General features: G+C 67.0%; 14 protein-coding genes and 1 riboswitch. Of the genes, 9 read left to right on the forward strand and 5 right to left on the reverse strand.

The genetic code is table 11. From position 1 onward, the window contains the following. Window positions 1-147: 147 nt before the first annotated feature. Window positions 148-603: a VOC family protein gene (locus tag CHB86_RS02095; protein WP_089230887.1), complete on the forward strand. Its 456-nt coding sequence runs from the start codon at window positions 148-150 to the stop codon at window positions 601-603. 39 nt (window positions 604-642) lie between these two features. Here CHB86_RS02095 and CHB86_RS02100 read toward each other — a convergent pair whose 3' ends face one another. From CHB86_RS02100 to fabA, 3 genes are read right to left on the reverse strand one after another with little or no spacing between them, the layout of a single operon-like run. Next, window positions 643-1,431 (reverse strand): enoyl-ACP reductase FabI, encoded by a 789-nt coding sequence (locus CHB86_RS02100; RefSeq protein WP_089230888.1) that lies wholly within the window; start codon window positions 1,429-1,431, stop codon window positions 643-645. A 6-nt stretch (window positions 1,432-1,437) separates the two neighbouring features. Continuing rightward, the gene (gene fabB / locus CHB86_RS02105) at window positions 1,438-2,667 is read right to left on the reverse strand and encodes a beta-ketoacyl-ACP synthase I (RefSeq protein ID WP_089230889.1); all 1,230 of its coding nucleotides are present in this window, start codon (window positions 2,665-2,667) and stop codon (window positions 1,438-1,440) included. Window positions 2,668-2,699: 32 nt separating this feature from the next. Next, a complete protein-coding gene (gene fabA / locus CHB86_RS02110; RefSeq protein WP_089230890.1) occupies window positions 2,700-3,212 on the reverse strand; it encodes a bifunctional 3-hydroxydecanoyl-ACP dehydratase/trans-2-decenoyl-ACP isomerase in 513 nt (170 codons plus the stop codon). Window positions 3,213-3,391: 179 nt separating this feature from the next. Here fabA and irrA point away from each other — a divergent pair, with 179 nt between their 5' ends. After that, the gene (gene irrA / locus CHB86_RS02115) at window positions 3,392-3,808 is read left to right on the forward strand and encodes an iron response transcriptional regulator IrrA (RefSeq protein ID WP_089230891.1); all 417 of its coding nucleotides are present in this window, start codon (window positions 3,392-3,394) and stop codon (window positions 3,806-3,808) included. 179 nt (window positions 3,809-3,987) lie between these two features. Further along, window positions 3,988-5,406: a uracil-xanthine permease family protein gene (locus tag CHB86_RS02120; RefSeq protein ID WP_089230892.1), complete on the forward strand. Its 1,419-nt coding sequence runs from the start codon at window positions 3,988-3,990 to the stop codon at window positions 5,404-5,406. Between the two features lie 88 nt (window positions 5,407-5,494). On the opposite strand, the gene CHB86_RS02125 is transcribed toward CHB86_RS02120, so the two are convergent. After that, window positions 5,495-6,349, reverse strand: a complete 855-nt coding sequence (locus CHB86_RS02125) for a glycosyltransferase family protein (RefSeq protein ID WP_089230893.1) — start codon at window positions 6,347-6,349, stop codon at window positions 5,495-5,497. Window positions 6,350-6,496: 147 nt separating this feature from the next. Between CHB86_RS02125 and miaB the strand changes: the two genes are divergently transcribed. Beyond that, window positions 6,497-7,816, forward strand: a complete 1,320-nt coding sequence (gene miaB, locus CHB86_RS02130) for a tRNA (N6-isopentenyl adenosine(37)-C2)-methylthiotransferase MiaB (RefSeq protein ID WP_089230894.1) — start codon at window positions 6,497-6,499, stop codon at window positions 7,814-7,816. 54 nt (window positions 7,817-7,870) lie between these two features. On the opposite strand, the gene CHB86_RS02135 is transcribed toward miaB, so the two are convergent. Continuing rightward, the gene (locus CHB86_RS02135) at window positions 7,871-8,200 is read right to left on the reverse strand and encodes a hypothetical protein (RefSeq protein ID WP_089230895.1); all 330 of its coding nucleotides are present in this window, start codon (window positions 8,198-8,200) and stop codon (window positions 7,871-7,873) included. A gap of 376 nt (window positions 8,201-8,576) precedes the next feature. Here CHB86_RS02135 and CHB86_RS02140 point away from each other — a divergent pair, with 376 nt between their 5' ends. From CHB86_RS02140 to metK, 5 genes are all read left to right on the forward strand, one after another. After that, the gene (locus tag CHB86_RS02140; RefSeq protein ID WP_425445403.1) at window positions 8,577-9,593 is read left to right on the forward strand and encodes a PhoH family protein; all 1,017 of its coding nucleotides are present in this window, start codon (window positions 8,577-8,579) and stop codon (window positions 9,591-9,593) included. Between the two features lie 13 nt (window positions 9,594-9,606). Then, on the forward strand, window positions 9,607-10,107 hold the full coding sequence (ybeY, locus tag CHB86_RS02145; RefSeq protein ID WP_089230897.1) for an rRNA maturation RNase YbeY: 501 nt from the start codon (window positions 9,607-9,609) through the stop codon (window positions 10,105-10,107). Window positions 10,108-10,145: 38 nt separating this feature from the next. Beyond that, on the forward strand, window positions 10,146-11,075 hold the full coding sequence (locus CHB86_RS02150) for a transporter associated domain-containing protein (RefSeq protein ID WP_089230898.1): 930 nt from the start codon (window positions 10,146-10,148) through the stop codon (window positions 11,073-11,075). Window positions 11,076-11,081: 6 nt separating this feature from the next. After that, on the forward strand, window positions 11,082-12,614 hold the full coding sequence (lnt, locus tag CHB86_RS02155; RefSeq protein ID WP_089230899.1) for an apolipoprotein N-acyltransferase: 1,533 nt from the start codon (window positions 11,082-11,084) through the stop codon (window positions 12,612-12,614). 32 nt (window positions 12,615-12,646) lie between these two features. Further along, window positions 12,647-12,695: riboswitch (SAM-SAH riboswitch) on the forward strand. Window positions 12,696-12,698: 3 nt separating this feature from the next. Beyond that, complete coding sequence (gene metK / locus CHB86_RS02160; RefSeq protein ID WP_089230900.1) at window positions 12,699-13,868, forward strand: methionine adenosyltransferase; 1,170 nt, start codon at window positions 12,699-12,701, stop codon at window positions 13,866-13,868. Window positions 13,869-13,874: the final 6 nt, after the last annotated feature.

Here is a 13,874-nt window from a genome sequence, read left to right on the forward strand (position 1 = left end):
GACACTGGCATAACGACCGGCGGATGGAAATGGCCGATCCGGATGCCGCCCTGCGCCCCGGCGTCCAATGTCCCGACGCGGGCCGACGCGGTATCATGGGGCGCGCGAAGAGGGAGGTTGGAGCGACATTCAGGGAGGAATATCGGCATGAGCCTGAATCATGGAGCGATCTGGTGGAGCGAGTTGATGACCCGCGACCTGCCGGGCTCGGTGAAATACTACGCGGACGTCTGCGGCTGGAGTTTCGAGGAACTGCCGGCGGGCGAGGAGGACTACCGTGTCGCGGTCGCGCATGGGCGTCCGGTGGCCGGGATCCGGGACGTGACCGGGCTCGAGGAGTTCGAAGGCGCCGACCCGCACTGGTTCACCTATATCGCGGTGGATGACGTCGACGCGGCGCTTGAGCGCACGCGCTTTGCCGGCGGGCGTGTGGTTCAAGCGCCGATGGACGTGGCGGGCGTCGGGCGCATCGCGCTGGTGAGCGACGCGGGCGGGGCGCCGCTGGGGCTTCTGACGCCGGTCTTCCCGACCGACGATCTCGTCGCGGAGGACAGGCGCCACGTGACCGAGGCGGAGCTGGACGAGGACAATTTCCCGGTCTGATTTCGGATTGGTGCGACGCGCCGCTCGTGGCGCGTCGGCTCAGATGTTTTCCGGCTGCGGCATGCCGAGGACGTGGTAGCCGCCGTCGACGTGGATGATCTCGCCGGTGGTGCAGGCGCCGGCCTCGGAGGCGAGGTATACGGCAGTGCCGCCGACGGCGTCGAGCGTCGCGTTGGCCCGCAGCGGCGCGTTGGCCTCGGTCAGGCGGAAGGTCTTGCGCGCCCCGCTGATCGCGGCGCCGGCGAGCGTCTTCATCGGGCCCGGCGAGATCGCGTTGACGCGAATGCCGTCGGGGCCGAGATCGTTGGCGAGGTAGCGCACGGTGGATTCCAGCGCCGCCTTGGCCACGCCCATGACGTTGTAATACGGCGTCACGCGGTTGGAGCCCTGGTAGGTCAGCGTCAGGATCGTGCCGCCGCCCTGCATCAGCGGCGCCGCGCGGCGCGCGACGTCGATCAGCGAATAGCAGGAGATGGTCAGCGAGGTGCGGAAGTTCTCCCGCGTGGTGTTGATGAACCGGCCGCCGAGTTCGTTCTTGTCGGAATAGGCGATGGCATGGACCACGAAGTCCAGCTTGCCCCATTGCTCCTTGAGCAGGTTGAAGCCGGCGTCGAGCGACTCGTCGTCGGTCACGTCGATGTCGACAAGGATGTCTGAGCCGAGGCTCTCGGCCAGCGGCTCCACCCGCTTGCCGAAGGCCTCGCCCTGGTAGGAGAAGGCCAGCTCGGCGCCCGCGCCTGCCATTGCCTTGGCGATGCCCCAGGCGATGGAGCGATCGTTCGCCACGCCCATGATCAGGCCGCGCTTGCCGGTCATCAGTTCAGCCATCTGGTGTTACCCGCCGAATTTGGAGAGGAGCATGGAGCCGTTGGTGCCGCCAAAGCCGAAGCTGTTGGTCATCACCGTGTCGAGTCCTGCGTTCTCGACGAGCTTGGTGGCGATCTCATCCGGCTTCAGGGCCGGGTCGAGTTCGGTCACGTTGATGGAGGGCGCGATGAAATCGTCCTTCAGCATCAGCAGGCAGAACACCGATTCCAGAACGCCGGCGGCGCCTTGGGCATGGCCGGTCATCGACTTGGTCGAGGAGACGGGGGGCGTGTTGCCCTCGCCGAAGACGCGGCGCACCGCCTCGATCTCGCCGACGTCGCCGACCGGCGTGGAGGTGCCGTGGGCGTTGATGTAGCTGACCTTGCGACCCTCGGGGATGGTGTCGAGCGCCAGCCGCATGGCCCGCTCGCCGCCCTCGCCGGAAGGCGCCACCATGTCGTGGCCGTCGGAGGTGGCCGCGAAGCCCGTGACCTCGGCATAGATCGTCGCGCCGCGGGCCCTGGCGTGCTCCAGCTCCTCCAGAACCACCATGCCGCCGCCGCCGCCGATGACGAAACCGTCGCGGGTGGCGTCGAAGGCGCGCGAGGCGGTCTCCGGGGTGTCGTTGTACTTGGACGACATCGCGCCCATCGCGTCGAACAGGCAGGAGAGCGTCCAGTCGAGCTCTTCGCCGCCGCCGGCGAACATCACGTCCTGCTTGCCCATGATGATCTGCTCCGCGGCGTTGCCGATGCAGTGCAGCGAGGTCGAGCAGGCCGAGGTGATCGAGTAGTTGATGCCCTTGATCTTGAAGGCCGTCGCGAGGTTGGCCGAGATCGTCGAGGACATGCACTTGGGCACCGCGAAGGGGCCGATGCGCTTGGTGCCGCCGGACTTCAACACCGTCTGGTGCGCAGCGAACATGGCCGAGGTCGACGGCCCGCCGGAGCCGGCGATCAGGCCGGTGCGGGTGTTGACCACGTCGCTCTCCTCGAGCCCGGCATCGGCGATCGCCTGGCTCATGGCGATATGTGCGTACGCCGCGCCGGGGCCCATGAAGCGCAGGGCGCGCTTGTCGATGTGCTCGGCCGGGTCGATCTTCAACTGGCCGGAAATCTGGCTGCGGAAGCCGTGCTCGACCATCGCCTCGTCGCGGGCAATGCCGGAGCGGCCGGCCTTGAGGCTGGCGGTCACTTCCTCAGCGGTGTTGCCGATCGGCGAGACGATGCCAAGACCGGTGACGACGACGCGACGCATGGTGGATCTCCCTTCCTCGATTCCGGGACGGTTCAGGACTTCGCTTCGGCGAGGCCGACCTTGAGGCCGGTGACGTTATAGATCTCCTCGCCATCGGCAAAGACCTTGCCATTGGCCACCCCGAGCTTGAGCTTGCGGTCGATGATGCGGGTGAAGTCGATCCGGTAGCTCACGAGCTTGGTCTCGGGGCGCACCATGCCGGAGAACTTGACCTCGCCGGCGCCGAGCGCGAAGCCCTGGCCCTTCATCCCGCGCCAGCCGAGGTTGAACCCGGTGAGCTGCCACAGGCCGTCGAGACCGAGGCAGCCGGGCATCACCGGGTTGCCGGGGAAGTGGCATTCGAAGAACCAGAGGTCCGGCGTGATGTCGAACTCGGCCTCGAGATGGCCCTTGCCGAACTCGCCGCCGTCTTCCGAGATATCGGTGATCCGGTCCGCCATCAGCATCGGCGGAAGCGGAAGCTGGGCATTGCCGGGGCCGAACATCTCTCCGCGGGCGCACCGCAGAAGATCTTCTTTCTCGAAACGTGTCTGTCTCTCGGCCATAAAGCCTGCCCTCCCGGCGCCTTTTACTCTGTTTGGCGCTCTCTAGCACCGCGTGTCCGACCGGCGCAAGGGCGCGGGGAGACGCGGCCCCGATGCGCGGTTGCGACCTGTTTTAATTTGAAATCCTACAGGAAATGGGCATATAGAGCGAGATCGAACAGGTTACCGGAAACCACCACATGACCAACCAGCATCGTGCACGCGGATCGGACTGGCTCGCCCGGGGCGGGTTGAGGCCCACGCGTCAGCGCGTCGCGCTGGCCGCGCTGCTGGTCGGGGACGGACGCAATCGCCATGTCACGGCCGAGAGCCTGTTCGAGGCGACGCGCGAGGCCGGCGAGCAGGTGTCGCTCGCCACGGTCTACAACACGCTGCGCGCCTTCTGCGATGCCGGGCTGATGCGCGAGATCACGGTGGACGGAACAAAGAGCTACTTCGACACCTGCACCGAGGATCACCCCCATTTCTACTGGGAAGACAGCCAGCGCCTGACCGACGCCCCTTCCGAGGAACTGGAAATCGCGCGCCTGCCGCAAGCCCCCGAGGGCGCGGAGGTGGCGAGCGTCGACGTGGTGATCCGGCTGCGCAAGCGCTGAGGGCGCCGCGGCCATGCGCCAGCGAAAGGCTTCTGCCTAAAATCTGTGCAAGTGCGGCCCGCGTGCCCTGAATCGGTTCACCGATCCGCTGCCGTTCGGCCGCGATCCCTCAAATCGCGGGACTCCGGGCCGGCCATTCTGTCCCCTGACGGAAACAAAGAACCACGGGGACGGACACCATGAACACAGATTCCATCGGAACGCCGGAACAGCTCCGCGATCCGGACTACACGCCGCCGCTGCACAAGGCCGTGCCGCTGGGCATCCAGCACGTGCTGGCGATGTTCGTCTCCAACGTCACGCCCGCGATCATCGTCGCCGGCGCGGCGGGCTTCGGTTTCGGCTCGAACTCGCCCGACTTCCCGGAGCTGCTCTACCTGATCCAGATGTCGATGCTGTTTGCCGGCATCGCGACCTTGTTCCAGACCCTGGGGGTCGGGCCGGTGGGGGCGCGGCTGCCGATCGTGCAGGGCACCAGTTTTGCCTTCATCCCGATCATGATCCCGCTGGTTGCGGGAAAGGGCGTGGATGGGCTCGGCGCGCTGTTCGGCGGCATCCTGATCGGCGGACTCTTTCACGCCGCTCTCGGCACGGTGATCGGCAAGATCCGCTTTGCCCTGCCGCCGCTGGTGACCGGCCTCGTGGTGACGATGATCGGCCTGGCGCTGGTCAAGGTTGGCATCCAGTACGCCGCCGGCGGCGTGCCCAAGATAGGCACCCCGGAATACGGCAGCCTGCACAGCTGGTCCGCGGCGCTGGTGGTGGTGTTTGTCACCCTCGGCTTCAAGTTCTTCGCCAAGGGCATGCTCTCGGTCTCCGCGGTGCTGATCGGCATCCTCGCCGGCTACCTCTTTGCGTTGCTGACCGGCATGCTGAGTTTCGCCTCGATCTCCGGGAGCTGGAACAACGCGGCCGCCTTCGCCCTGCCGCAGCCATTCAAGTACGGCTTTGAGTTCAGCCTCGCCGCGGTGGTCGGATTCTGCCTGATGGCCTTCGTCTCGGCGGTCGAGACGGTGGGAGACGTCTCCGGTATCACCAAGGGCGGCGCGGGGCGCGAGGCCACCGACAAGGAAATCGCAGGCGCCACGTTCGCCGACGGCTTCGGCTCCGCCGTGGCCGGCATCTTCGGCGGCCTGCCCAATACGTCGTTCAGCCAGAACGTCGGCCTGATCGCCATGACCGGCATCATGAGCCGTCACGTGGTGACCATCGGCGCGCTGTTCCTGATCCTCTGCGGGCTGGTGCCCAAGGTCGGCGGGGTGATCCGCACGGTGCCGATCGAAGTGCTGGGCGGCGGCGTGATCGTGATGTTCGGCATGGTCGTCGCGGCCGGTATCTCGATGCTGTCGGATGTCGACTGGAACAAGCGCAACATGGTGATCTTCGCCATTGCACTCTCGGTCGGCCTGGGCTTGCAGCTGGAACCCGGCGCCGTGCAGCACCTGCCTGATACCCTGCGCATCCTGATGACCTCCGGCCTGCTGCCCGCGGCGCTGATCGCCATCGTGCTGAACCTCGTGCTGCCCGAGCCGCTGAGCGATGAAGCCACCGAGGAGATCTCGGGCGGCCTCGCGCATACGGACATGCCGGCCAAGTGACAGGGCCGCGCCCCCGGCGTCTCGTTGGCTGAAATACCCGTGTCGGAACCTCAGCCTGCAGCGCCGCAAAAGGACATGGAGAGCCGGGTCAGAACCACTGGCCCGGCTCCATCAATCCCAGATCCATCAACTGCCGCGACGACCAGTCGAAACGAACCGAGTTGGTCCACCAGAAGCTCGGGATGTCAAAGGTCGAACCCGGGTTCAGCTTCAGCGCCTTGGCGGCGCGGAACGAGCAGACCGCCGCCGTCAGGTTGTGGTGCCAGGGGCAGGCGTAGGTGTTGTATTCCTCGTCGTCGAACGTGTGGTCGGGCCGCAGGTGCAGGCCGCGCCTGGTGCGGAAAAGGGAGATCCGGTCGATCCGGCGCCGTGCCTTCGGCACGTGTTCCTCGAAGCGCCAGCGCAGCCCGCCGTAGAAGTCCAGCTGGCGCTCCTTCGCGCCCTCCCGCGCCAGCGCGAAATAGCCCGTCCGGTCGATATGGGCCCGCGCGCGGCTGACCGCGTTGGGATGGGCGCCGAGATCGTCGGCATAGAGGTCGACCACGAAGGTCAGCATTGCGTCCCGCCGCTCCTCGGCGTGGAAGCTGAGCATTTCGCCCACCGTTCGGTGTTCGCAGAACGGGAAGAACAGGTACTCGCCGTTGTAACAGTAATACATCCAGGTTCCCGGCGGCGCCGCGGCGATCAGGCGGTTCATGTTCGCGGTCAGCGCGTCTTCGGCATGGGGATCGAACCGCGCCGCGCGCACGCTGTCGGGCAGGTCTGCGGGCAGCGTCACGCCCTCGCCGGTCAGCACGACGAGGCTGCGGAAGCCCGCGCCGAGGTGATGTTCGATGGTCGAGTCCAGCTCGACGGCGTCCTCGGCCAGGATCACCGCCACCGGCCCGCGGGAGAGGGCGTCGCTGTCGCCGGCCAGAAGGCTGTCGAGATCGGGATGTACCATGCCGTTCCTGCTCCTGCCGGGCGGGGCGTTTGCCCGTGTCGTCGCGCAAGATAGGAGCAAGGCAGGGGCCCGCGCAACCGCCCCTGCGGCGTTGCGCCGCCGGGCTCGCTGCGCTATGCCGCCCGCCAGCGATCAGGAGGCAAGGCCATGACCGAGGCGCCGAAGAAGCTCTACATCAAGACCTACGGCTGTCAGATGAACGTCTACGACAGCGAGCGCATGGCCGAGGCCATGGGCGGGCAGGGTTATGAGCAGGTCGACAGCCCCGAGGGCGCCGACATGATCCTGCTCAACACCTGCCACATCCGCGAGAAGGCGGCGGAGAAGGTCTATTCCGAACTCGGTCGCTACAAGCCGCTGAAGGTGGCGAACCCGGACCTCAAGATCGGCGTCGCCGGCTGCGTGGCTCAGGCCGAGGGCGAGGAGATCCTGCGCCGCCAGCCGATGGTCGACCTGGTGGTGGGACCGCAGAGCTATCACCGGCTGCCGGAGCTGGAAAGGCAGGCGCGGGCCGGCGGCAAGGCGCTCGACACCGACTTCCCCGAGGAGATGAAGTTCGACCACCTGCCTCAGCGGCCGAAGCCGAAGCGCGGACCGACGGCCTTCCTGACGGTGCAGGAAGGCTGCGACAAGTTCTGCGCCTTCTGCGTGGTGCCCTATACCCGTGGCGCCGAAGTTTCTCGCCCGGTCTCCCGCATCCTGCGCGAGGCCGAGGGGCTGGTGGAGCAGGGGGTGCGCGAGATCACCTTGCTGGGCCAGAACGTCAACGCCTACCACGGTGAGGAGGGCAGCGAGACCTGGGGGCTGGCCCGGCTGATCCGGCGGCTGGCCGAGATCGACGGGCTCGACCGCATCCGCTTCACGACCTCGCACCCCAGGGACATGGACGACGACCTGATCGCGGCCCACGGCGATTGCGACAAGCTGATGCCCTACCTGCACCTGCCCGTGCAATCGGGCTCCGACCGGATCCTGAAGCGCATGAACCGGGGCCACACCGCCGAGGACTACATCCGGCTGGTCGAGCGCATCCGCGCGGCGCGGCCGGACATCCTGATGTCGGGCGATTTCATCGTCGGCTTCCCGGAGGAGACCGAGGAAGACTTCCTGGCGACGATGGCGCTGGTCGAGGAGGTGGGCTACGGCCAGTGCTTCTCGTTCAAGTATTCCTCGCGTCCCGGCACGCCCGCGGCCGAGCGCCCGCTGGTGGACCCGGCCGAAGCCGACGACCGGCTGCAGCGGCTTCAGGCCCTGCTGACCCGTCAGCAACGCGCGGCGCAGGACGCGATGGTCGGCCGCGAGGTCGGTGTGCTGGTGGAAAAGGCAGGGAGGCTGCCCGGCCAGGTGGTGGGCAAGTCCGACCACCTGCACGCGGTACACATGGTCGCCAACCTGGCGCCCGGTTCGCTGGTCCGGGCCAGGATCACCGAAAGCGCGCCCAACTCGCTGGCGGGCACGCTCGTCTGACACGCGCTGGTGCCGGCGGGCGGGCAGGGGACCTGCCCGGCGCCGACCATCCGGTCAGCGCGGCGGGTTTTCCTTGAGGAGCTTCATCAGCGTGGCGATCTTGTGGTCGCCATTGCCGACGCCGTATTCGTCCCGGCAGACGCGCTCGCCGATCGCATGGGCTTCCTGGAAGGAATAGCCAAGCTGCACGAGGTCCTCGATGAACACGGCGTTCGGACGATCCCAGGCCACCGTCTTCAGCGGGCCGCGATAGCAGCTCACGTTGATCTGGTTGGGATTGTCGTCGGCCGGCGACGGAATCGATTTCATCTGGGCCATCGCGGAGGAGGCAAGTCCGAGGGTCAGGCCGGCAGCAAGCGCCACCCTGCAGATAGTCGCGGTCATGGTTTCAGTTCCCTTTCGGCAAGATTACACAACAACACGCCGGTCGGGGTCCCCACCCAGTACCAGCTCGATGCGAAAGACAGGTCGTAAAAGTATATCAGCGCAGGGCGTGGTGTGAAGTCGTGCTCTTGGAAACGATCCATTTCATGCGGCCGGAGGAACCGCGCGGCGGCCTGACGCCTCGCGTATCGCGGGTATGTATGCCGTCGCAGGCTGCGCCATCTGCGGTAGGGAACCTCTATATCTGGCGCAATGGCCGCCCGGGTGTGGCGCTTTTTGTGTCACTCGCGTGAAATTTCCACCCTTTCACTTGCCAAGTGACCGGGTGGGAGGGCAGCATTCACTCAACGCAAACACGAGCAGCGGAGCCGCATTTTTGGGAATCAGTGCCCTGACCACCCCGCCAACTCCCGATGACATTCTCGAAACTCCGATGGAGTTCCCGGACAACCGGCTGCTCGTCGAACTCTGCGGTGAGTTCGACAGGAACCTGTCCCAGATCGAACACCAGCTTGGCCTGCAGATTATTCGGCGGGGCAACCACCTGGCATTGATCGGCGATGGCGAGGCGCGGGCACGCGGTGCGGTGGTGCTGCAGGAGCTTTACGAGCGTCTGGAGGCCGGCCGGCCGCTGGAGCCGGGCGACATCGACGGCGCGATCAGGCTTGGAACGCTCGAGGACGAGGCCGCGCCGCGAGCCGGCGACCAGCTCGAGATGTTCCAGGGCGGCAAGGTCGAGATCAAGACCCGCAAGAAGATCGTCGAGCCCCGCACCGAGGCGCAGAAGGCCTATGTGCGCTCGCTGATGGCCCACGAGCTCGCCTTCGGCATCGGGCCGGCGGGCACGGGCAAGACCTACCTCGCCGTCGCCGTCGCGGTGAACCTCTTCATCGGCGGACACGTGGACCGGATCATCCTTTGCCGCCCGGCCGTGGAGGCCGGCGAGCGGCTGGGCTTCCTGCCCGGCACGCAGGAGGAGAAGGTCGATCCCTACATGCAGCCGCTCTACGACGCGCTGAACGACTTCCTTCCGGCCAAGCAGGTGACCAAGCTCAAGGAAGAGAAGAAGATCGAGGTCGCTCCGCTGGCCTTCATGCGCGGCCGCACGCTCGCGAACGCCGCCGTGGTGCTGGACGAGGCGCAGAACGCCACGACGATGCAGATGAAGATGTTCCTCACCCGTCTGGGCGAAGGCTCCCGGATGGTCGTCACCGGCGACCGCACGCAGGTCGACCTGCCGCGCGGCGTCACGTCCGGGCTGGTGGAGGCCGAGCGACTGCTGAGTGGGGTCGAGGGGATCTCCTTCAACTACTTCTCGGCCAAGGACGTCGTCCGGCATCCGCTCGTCGCGCGGATCATCGAGGCCTACGACACCGAGGCCGCCGTCGGATGAGCCGCGTCCCCGCATGAGCGACACCGTCGACGTGGTCATCGAGGCGCCGGCCTGGGAGGGTATCGGACTCGAAGCGATCGCCGAACGCGCCATGGCCGCCACCTTGCGCCATCTCGGCCTGCCCGAGGATTGCCAATGTGCCATGCTGGCGGCCGACGACGCGCGAATCGCCGTTCTCAACGCCGAGTTCCGGGCCAAGGAAGCGGCGACAAACGTGCTGTCGTGGCCGGCGGAGGACCTGTCCCCCGACACACCGGGCGGGCAGCCGGAGGCTCCGGAGGCGGATTTTCCCGGCGAACCGGCCTTTCTCGGCGATATTGCGCTGGCCTGGGAAACCTGCTGCCGCGAAGCGGAATCGGCGGAAAAGCCACTACAAGCCCACGTGACGCACCTGATTGTTCACGGGATCTTGCATTTGCTGGGGTACGATCACATCTGCGACGAAGATGCCGTCTTGATGGAACGGCTCGAGGTTGAGATACTTGCTGACCTTGGTTTTCCGGACCCGTATTAGGGTCCCGCCGGCGGGACCGGCATGTTTGGAAAGGGACGATGGGCGATACACCCGACGGGGCTTCTAGCGCAGCGCAAAGCGCGCAGGAGACAGACATATCCTCGCAACGTGGCTTTTTTGGCCGGATTGCGGATCTTTTCACCGAAGGCGGGTCGGAGGACGACCCCGCTGACGAACAGGACGGCACGACCCCGAGCACGGGCGTGGCCACGGCCTCCGGCGGACATCGTCGCGGCATGGCGAACCTGCGCCAGATGCGGGTCGAGGATGTTGCGATCCCGCGAGTCGAGATCACCTCCGTCCCGGTCGACATCGCACTCGGCGAGCTGATCGAGGTGTTCCGCGAGAGCGGCAACACGCGCCTGCCGGTCTATGACGGCACGCTCGACAAGCCGCTCGGCCTCGTCCACCTCAAGGACATCGCGCTGCGCTACGGGTTCAACGGCAATGGCGAAGAGGGGTTCGACCTGCGCCAGATGCTGCGCCCCCTGATCTTCGCACCGCCCTCCATGCCGATCGGCGTCCTGCTCCAGAAGATGCAGACGGACCGGCGTCACATGGCGCTGGTCATCGACGAATACGGCGGGGTCGACGGGCTGGTGACGATCGAGGACCTGATCGAGCAGGTCATCGGCGAGATCGAGGACGAGCACGACGTCGAGGAAGAGGATTACTGGGTCGAGGAAAAGCCCGGCTGCTACCTCGCCTCCGCCCGTGCACCGCTCGAGGAGTTCGAATCCGAGATCGGCATGAAGCTGGTCGAGGAGGAGGACGAGGAAGAGGTCGACACCCTGGGCGGGCTGGTCTTCATGGAGACCGGCCGGGTTCCTGCGCGCGGCGAGGTGATCCCGCACGCGTCCGGCGCCCAGTTCGAGGTCGTCGATGCCGACCCGAGGCGCATCAAGCGCCTGCGTGTCCGGCTTCCCGGCGTGGCATTGAGCACCACATCCACCGCCGCAGCCGAGTAGGCTCCGATGGCGGCCGCAATCACACGGGCGGTGGAGAACCGCCGCTCGGGGATCGCGCTGTGCCTTGGCCTTGGGGCGTTGGCGGCCGTGGGGCAGGCCCCTCTCGGATGGGCCTGGGTCTCGCTCGCCGCCTTCGCCGTGTCGCTCTGGCTCCTGTCCGTCCCGTCCCGGTGGCGGGTGGCTGCGTGGCGTGGCTGGGCGCTCGGCACCGGGTATTTCGCGGCCTCCCTGTTCTGGATCGTCGAACCATTCCTCGTGGATGTCGCGCGCCACGGCTGGATGGCGCCCTTCGCGCTGTTCTTCATGGCAGGGGGGCTGGCGCTGTTCTGGGCGCTGGCCTTCGGTCTCGCGGCGCGGCTGGGCGCGGGGCAGCGCGGGCGGGCGGCCTGGGCCGTTCTCGCTTTGACCGCGGCGGAGTTCCTTCGCTCGGTGATCTTCACCGGCTTTCCCTGGGCGCTCGTCGGGCACATCTGGATCGGCTGGCCGCAGATGCAGTTCGCCGCGATCGCAGGCGCCCACGGTCTGACCCTTCTGACGCTCGTCGCGGCTGCGATGCCGGTGCTGTTCGGCGCACGGCGGGCGCTGGTCGGAGCGCTGGCCGGTCTCGCGCTCGTCGCGCTGCCTGGCGTCTATGGCAAGCTGCGGGTGCCGACCGGGCCGGCCGAACTGCGCGAGCCGGCGGCAACGGTTCGGCTGGTGCAGCCGAACGCCGCACAGCACCTGAAATGGTCTCCGGAGATGGTGCCCGTCTTCTTCGAGCGCCTGATCGCCCTGACCGAGGCGGAGCCGCTTGACGGCGCGCCGCGGCCCGACGTCGTGATCTGGCCGGAAACCGCGCTCCCCTACCTGCTGCACAACGCGCAATCCGCCTTCGACCGCACGGCGACCGCCGCAGCGGGCGCCATGACGATCATGGGCGTTCAACGGCAGGACCAGCTGGGCCGCTGGTTCAACTCGCTCGCCGTGGTGGGGGCGGATGGTCAGATGCAGGCGCTCTACGACAAGCACCACCTGGTGCCTTTCGGCGAATACGTGCCCTTCTCCGACCTGCTCGGGCGGCTGGGGATCTACGGGCTCGCGGCCAACATCGGCGGTTATGCCAGCGGCCCCGGACCCCAGATCCTCGACCTTGGCCCGATGGGGCAGGTTCTGCCGCTGATCTGCTACGAGGCGATCTTTCCAAACGACATCGCCCGCGCGCCGGGCCGGGCGGACTGGATCGTCCAGATCACCAACGACGCCTGGTTCGGCCGTGTCTCCGGCCCCTACCAGCACCTCGCGCTGGCGCGGCTGCGGGCGGTGGAGCAGGGGGTGCTGCTGGTCCGGTCCGCCAACACCGGGGTCTCGGCCGCCTTCGATCCCTACGGCCGCACGATCGCGCGGCTCCCGCTGGAGACCTCCGGATTCGTCGATCTGCCGCTGCCGGCGCCGCTCGCGCCGACGCCCTATGCGCGCTTCGGGGATCTGCCGGTATTCGCGGTGTTGCTGGTTCTGGCCATCGTCACGGCTGCCGTCGGGCGGCGTCGCGGCATGAGTTGACCGCGACTCGCGGCGGGCATAAGGAATACGTCAGTCCGTCACAACGGCTTCCTGGCGTGGCGGCGTAACCTCAATGGAGCACCCATGTCCCGACAGAATTATACCTTTACCTCGGAATCGGTTTCCGAGGGGCACCCCGACAAGGTCTGCGACCGGATCTCGGATGCCGTTCTCGATGCATTCCTGACCGAGGAACCCAACGCCCGCGTCGCCTGCGAGACCTTTGCCACCAGCGGCATGGTCGTGATCGGCGGCGAGGTCGGCCTGTCGGACGAGGAACGTCTCAAGACGTTCATGGGCAGCATCGGCCAGATCGCCCGCGACTGCATCAAGGACATCGGCTACGAGCAGGACCAGTTCCACTGGAACACCTGCCGGGTGCTCAACTTCCTGCACGAGCAATCGGCCCATATCGCCCAGGGCGTGGACCGCGACGGCGCCGGCGACCAGGGGATCATGTTCGGCTATGCCGTCAACGAGACGCCCGAGCTGATGCCAGCGCCGATCCAGTACGCCCACGCGATCCTTCGCCGCCTCGCCGAGGCCCGCAAGAGCGGCGCCGAGCCGCTGCTGCGCCCGGATGCGAAATCGCAGCTCTCGATCCGCTATGAAGGCGGCAAGCCGGTCGAGGTCACGTCGATCGTGCTGTCGACCCAGCACGCGGACGAAAGCCAGTCCTCGGCCGACATCCGGGCCATCGTGGAGCCCTACATCCGCGAGATTCTCCCGCCCGAATGGATCTCCGACAAGACCGAGTGGTGGGTGAACCCGACCGGCACCTTCGTCATCGGCGGCCCGGACGGCGATGCCGGCCTGACCGGACGCAAGATCATCGTCGACACCTACGGCGGCGCGGCCCCGCACGGCGGCGGTGCCTTTTCTGGCAAGGACCCGACCAAGGTCGACCGCTCGGCCGCCTACGCGGCGCGCTACCTCGCCAAGAACGTCGTGGCCGCGGGACTTGCCCGGCGTTGCTGCATCCAGCTGAGCTATGCCATCGGCGTCGCCAAGCCGCTGTCGATCTATGTCGATACCTACGACACCGGCCTCGTCGACGAGACCGCGATCGAGCGTGCGGTCGCGCAGGTGATGGACCTGACGCCGCTGGGCATTCGAACCCACCTCGACCTCAACAAGCCGATCTACCAGCGCACCTCGGCCTACGGCCATTTTGGTCGCGCCCCCGATGCCGACGGCGGTTTCAGCTGGGAACGCACCGATCTCGTGGATGCCCTGAAGAAAGCGATTGCCTGAAGTTGA

The organism is Tropicimonas sediminicola (assembly GCF_900188335.1).
Classification (GTDB): Bacteria; Pseudomonadota; Alphaproteobacteria; order Rhodobacterales; family Rhodobacteraceae; genus Tropicimonas; species Tropicimonas sediminicola.

What these genes read in the sequence shown, in the direction of transcription:
- ybeY (WP_089230897.1), top strand. Translation starts at nt 9,607, where the DNA reads ATGAGCGACACCGTCGACGTGGTCATCGAGGCGCCGGCCTGGGAGGGT.
- fabA (WP_089230890.1), bottom strand. Translation starts at nt 3,212, where the DNA reads ATGGCCGAGAGACAGACACGTTTCGAGAAAGAAGATCTTCTGCGGTGC.
- metK (WP_089230900.1), top strand. Translation starts at nt 12,699, where the DNA reads ATGTCCCGACAGAATTATACCTTTACCTCGGAATCGGTTTCCGAGGGG.
- fabB (WP_089230889.1), bottom strand. Translation starts at nt 2,667, where the DNA reads ATGCGTCGCGTCGTCGTCACCGGTCTTGGCATCGTCTCGCCGATCGGC.
- miaB (WP_089230894.1), top strand. Translation starts at nt 6,497, where the DNA reads ATGACCGAGGCGCCGAAGAAGCTCTACATCAAGACCTACGGCTGTCAG.
- lnt (WP_089230899.1), top strand. Translation starts at nt 11,082, where the DNA reads ATGGCGGCCGCAATCACACGGGCGGTGGAGAACCGCCGCTCGGGGATC.
- CHB86_RS02095 (WP_089230887.1), top strand. Translation starts at nt 148, where the DNA reads ATGAGCCTGAATCATGGAGCGATCTGGTGGAGCGAGTTGATGACCCGC.
- CHB86_RS02125 (WP_089230893.1), bottom strand. Translation starts at nt 6,349, where the DNA reads ATGGTACATCCCGATCTCGACAGCCTTCTGGCCGGCGACAGCGACGCC.
- irrA (WP_089230891.1), top strand. Translation starts at nt 3,392, where the DNA reads ATGACCAACCAGCATCGTGCACGCGGATCGGACTGGCTCGCCCGGGGC.
- CHB86_RS02150 (WP_089230898.1), top strand. Translation starts at nt 10,146, where the DNA reads ATGGGCGATACACCCGACGGGGCTTCTAGCGCAGCGCAAAGCGCGCAG.
- CHB86_RS02135 (WP_089230895.1), bottom strand. Translation starts at nt 8,200, where the DNA reads ATGACCGCGACTATCTGCAGGGTGGCGCTTGCTGCCGGCCTGACCCTC.
- CHB86_RS02120 (WP_089230892.1), top strand. Translation starts at nt 3,988, where the DNA reads ATGAACACAGATTCCATCGGAACGCCGGAACAGCTCCGCGATCCGGAC.
- CHB86_RS02100 (WP_089230888.1), bottom strand. Translation starts at nt 1,431, where the DNA reads ATGGCTGAACTGATGACCGGCAAGCGCGGCCTGATCATGGGCGTGGCG.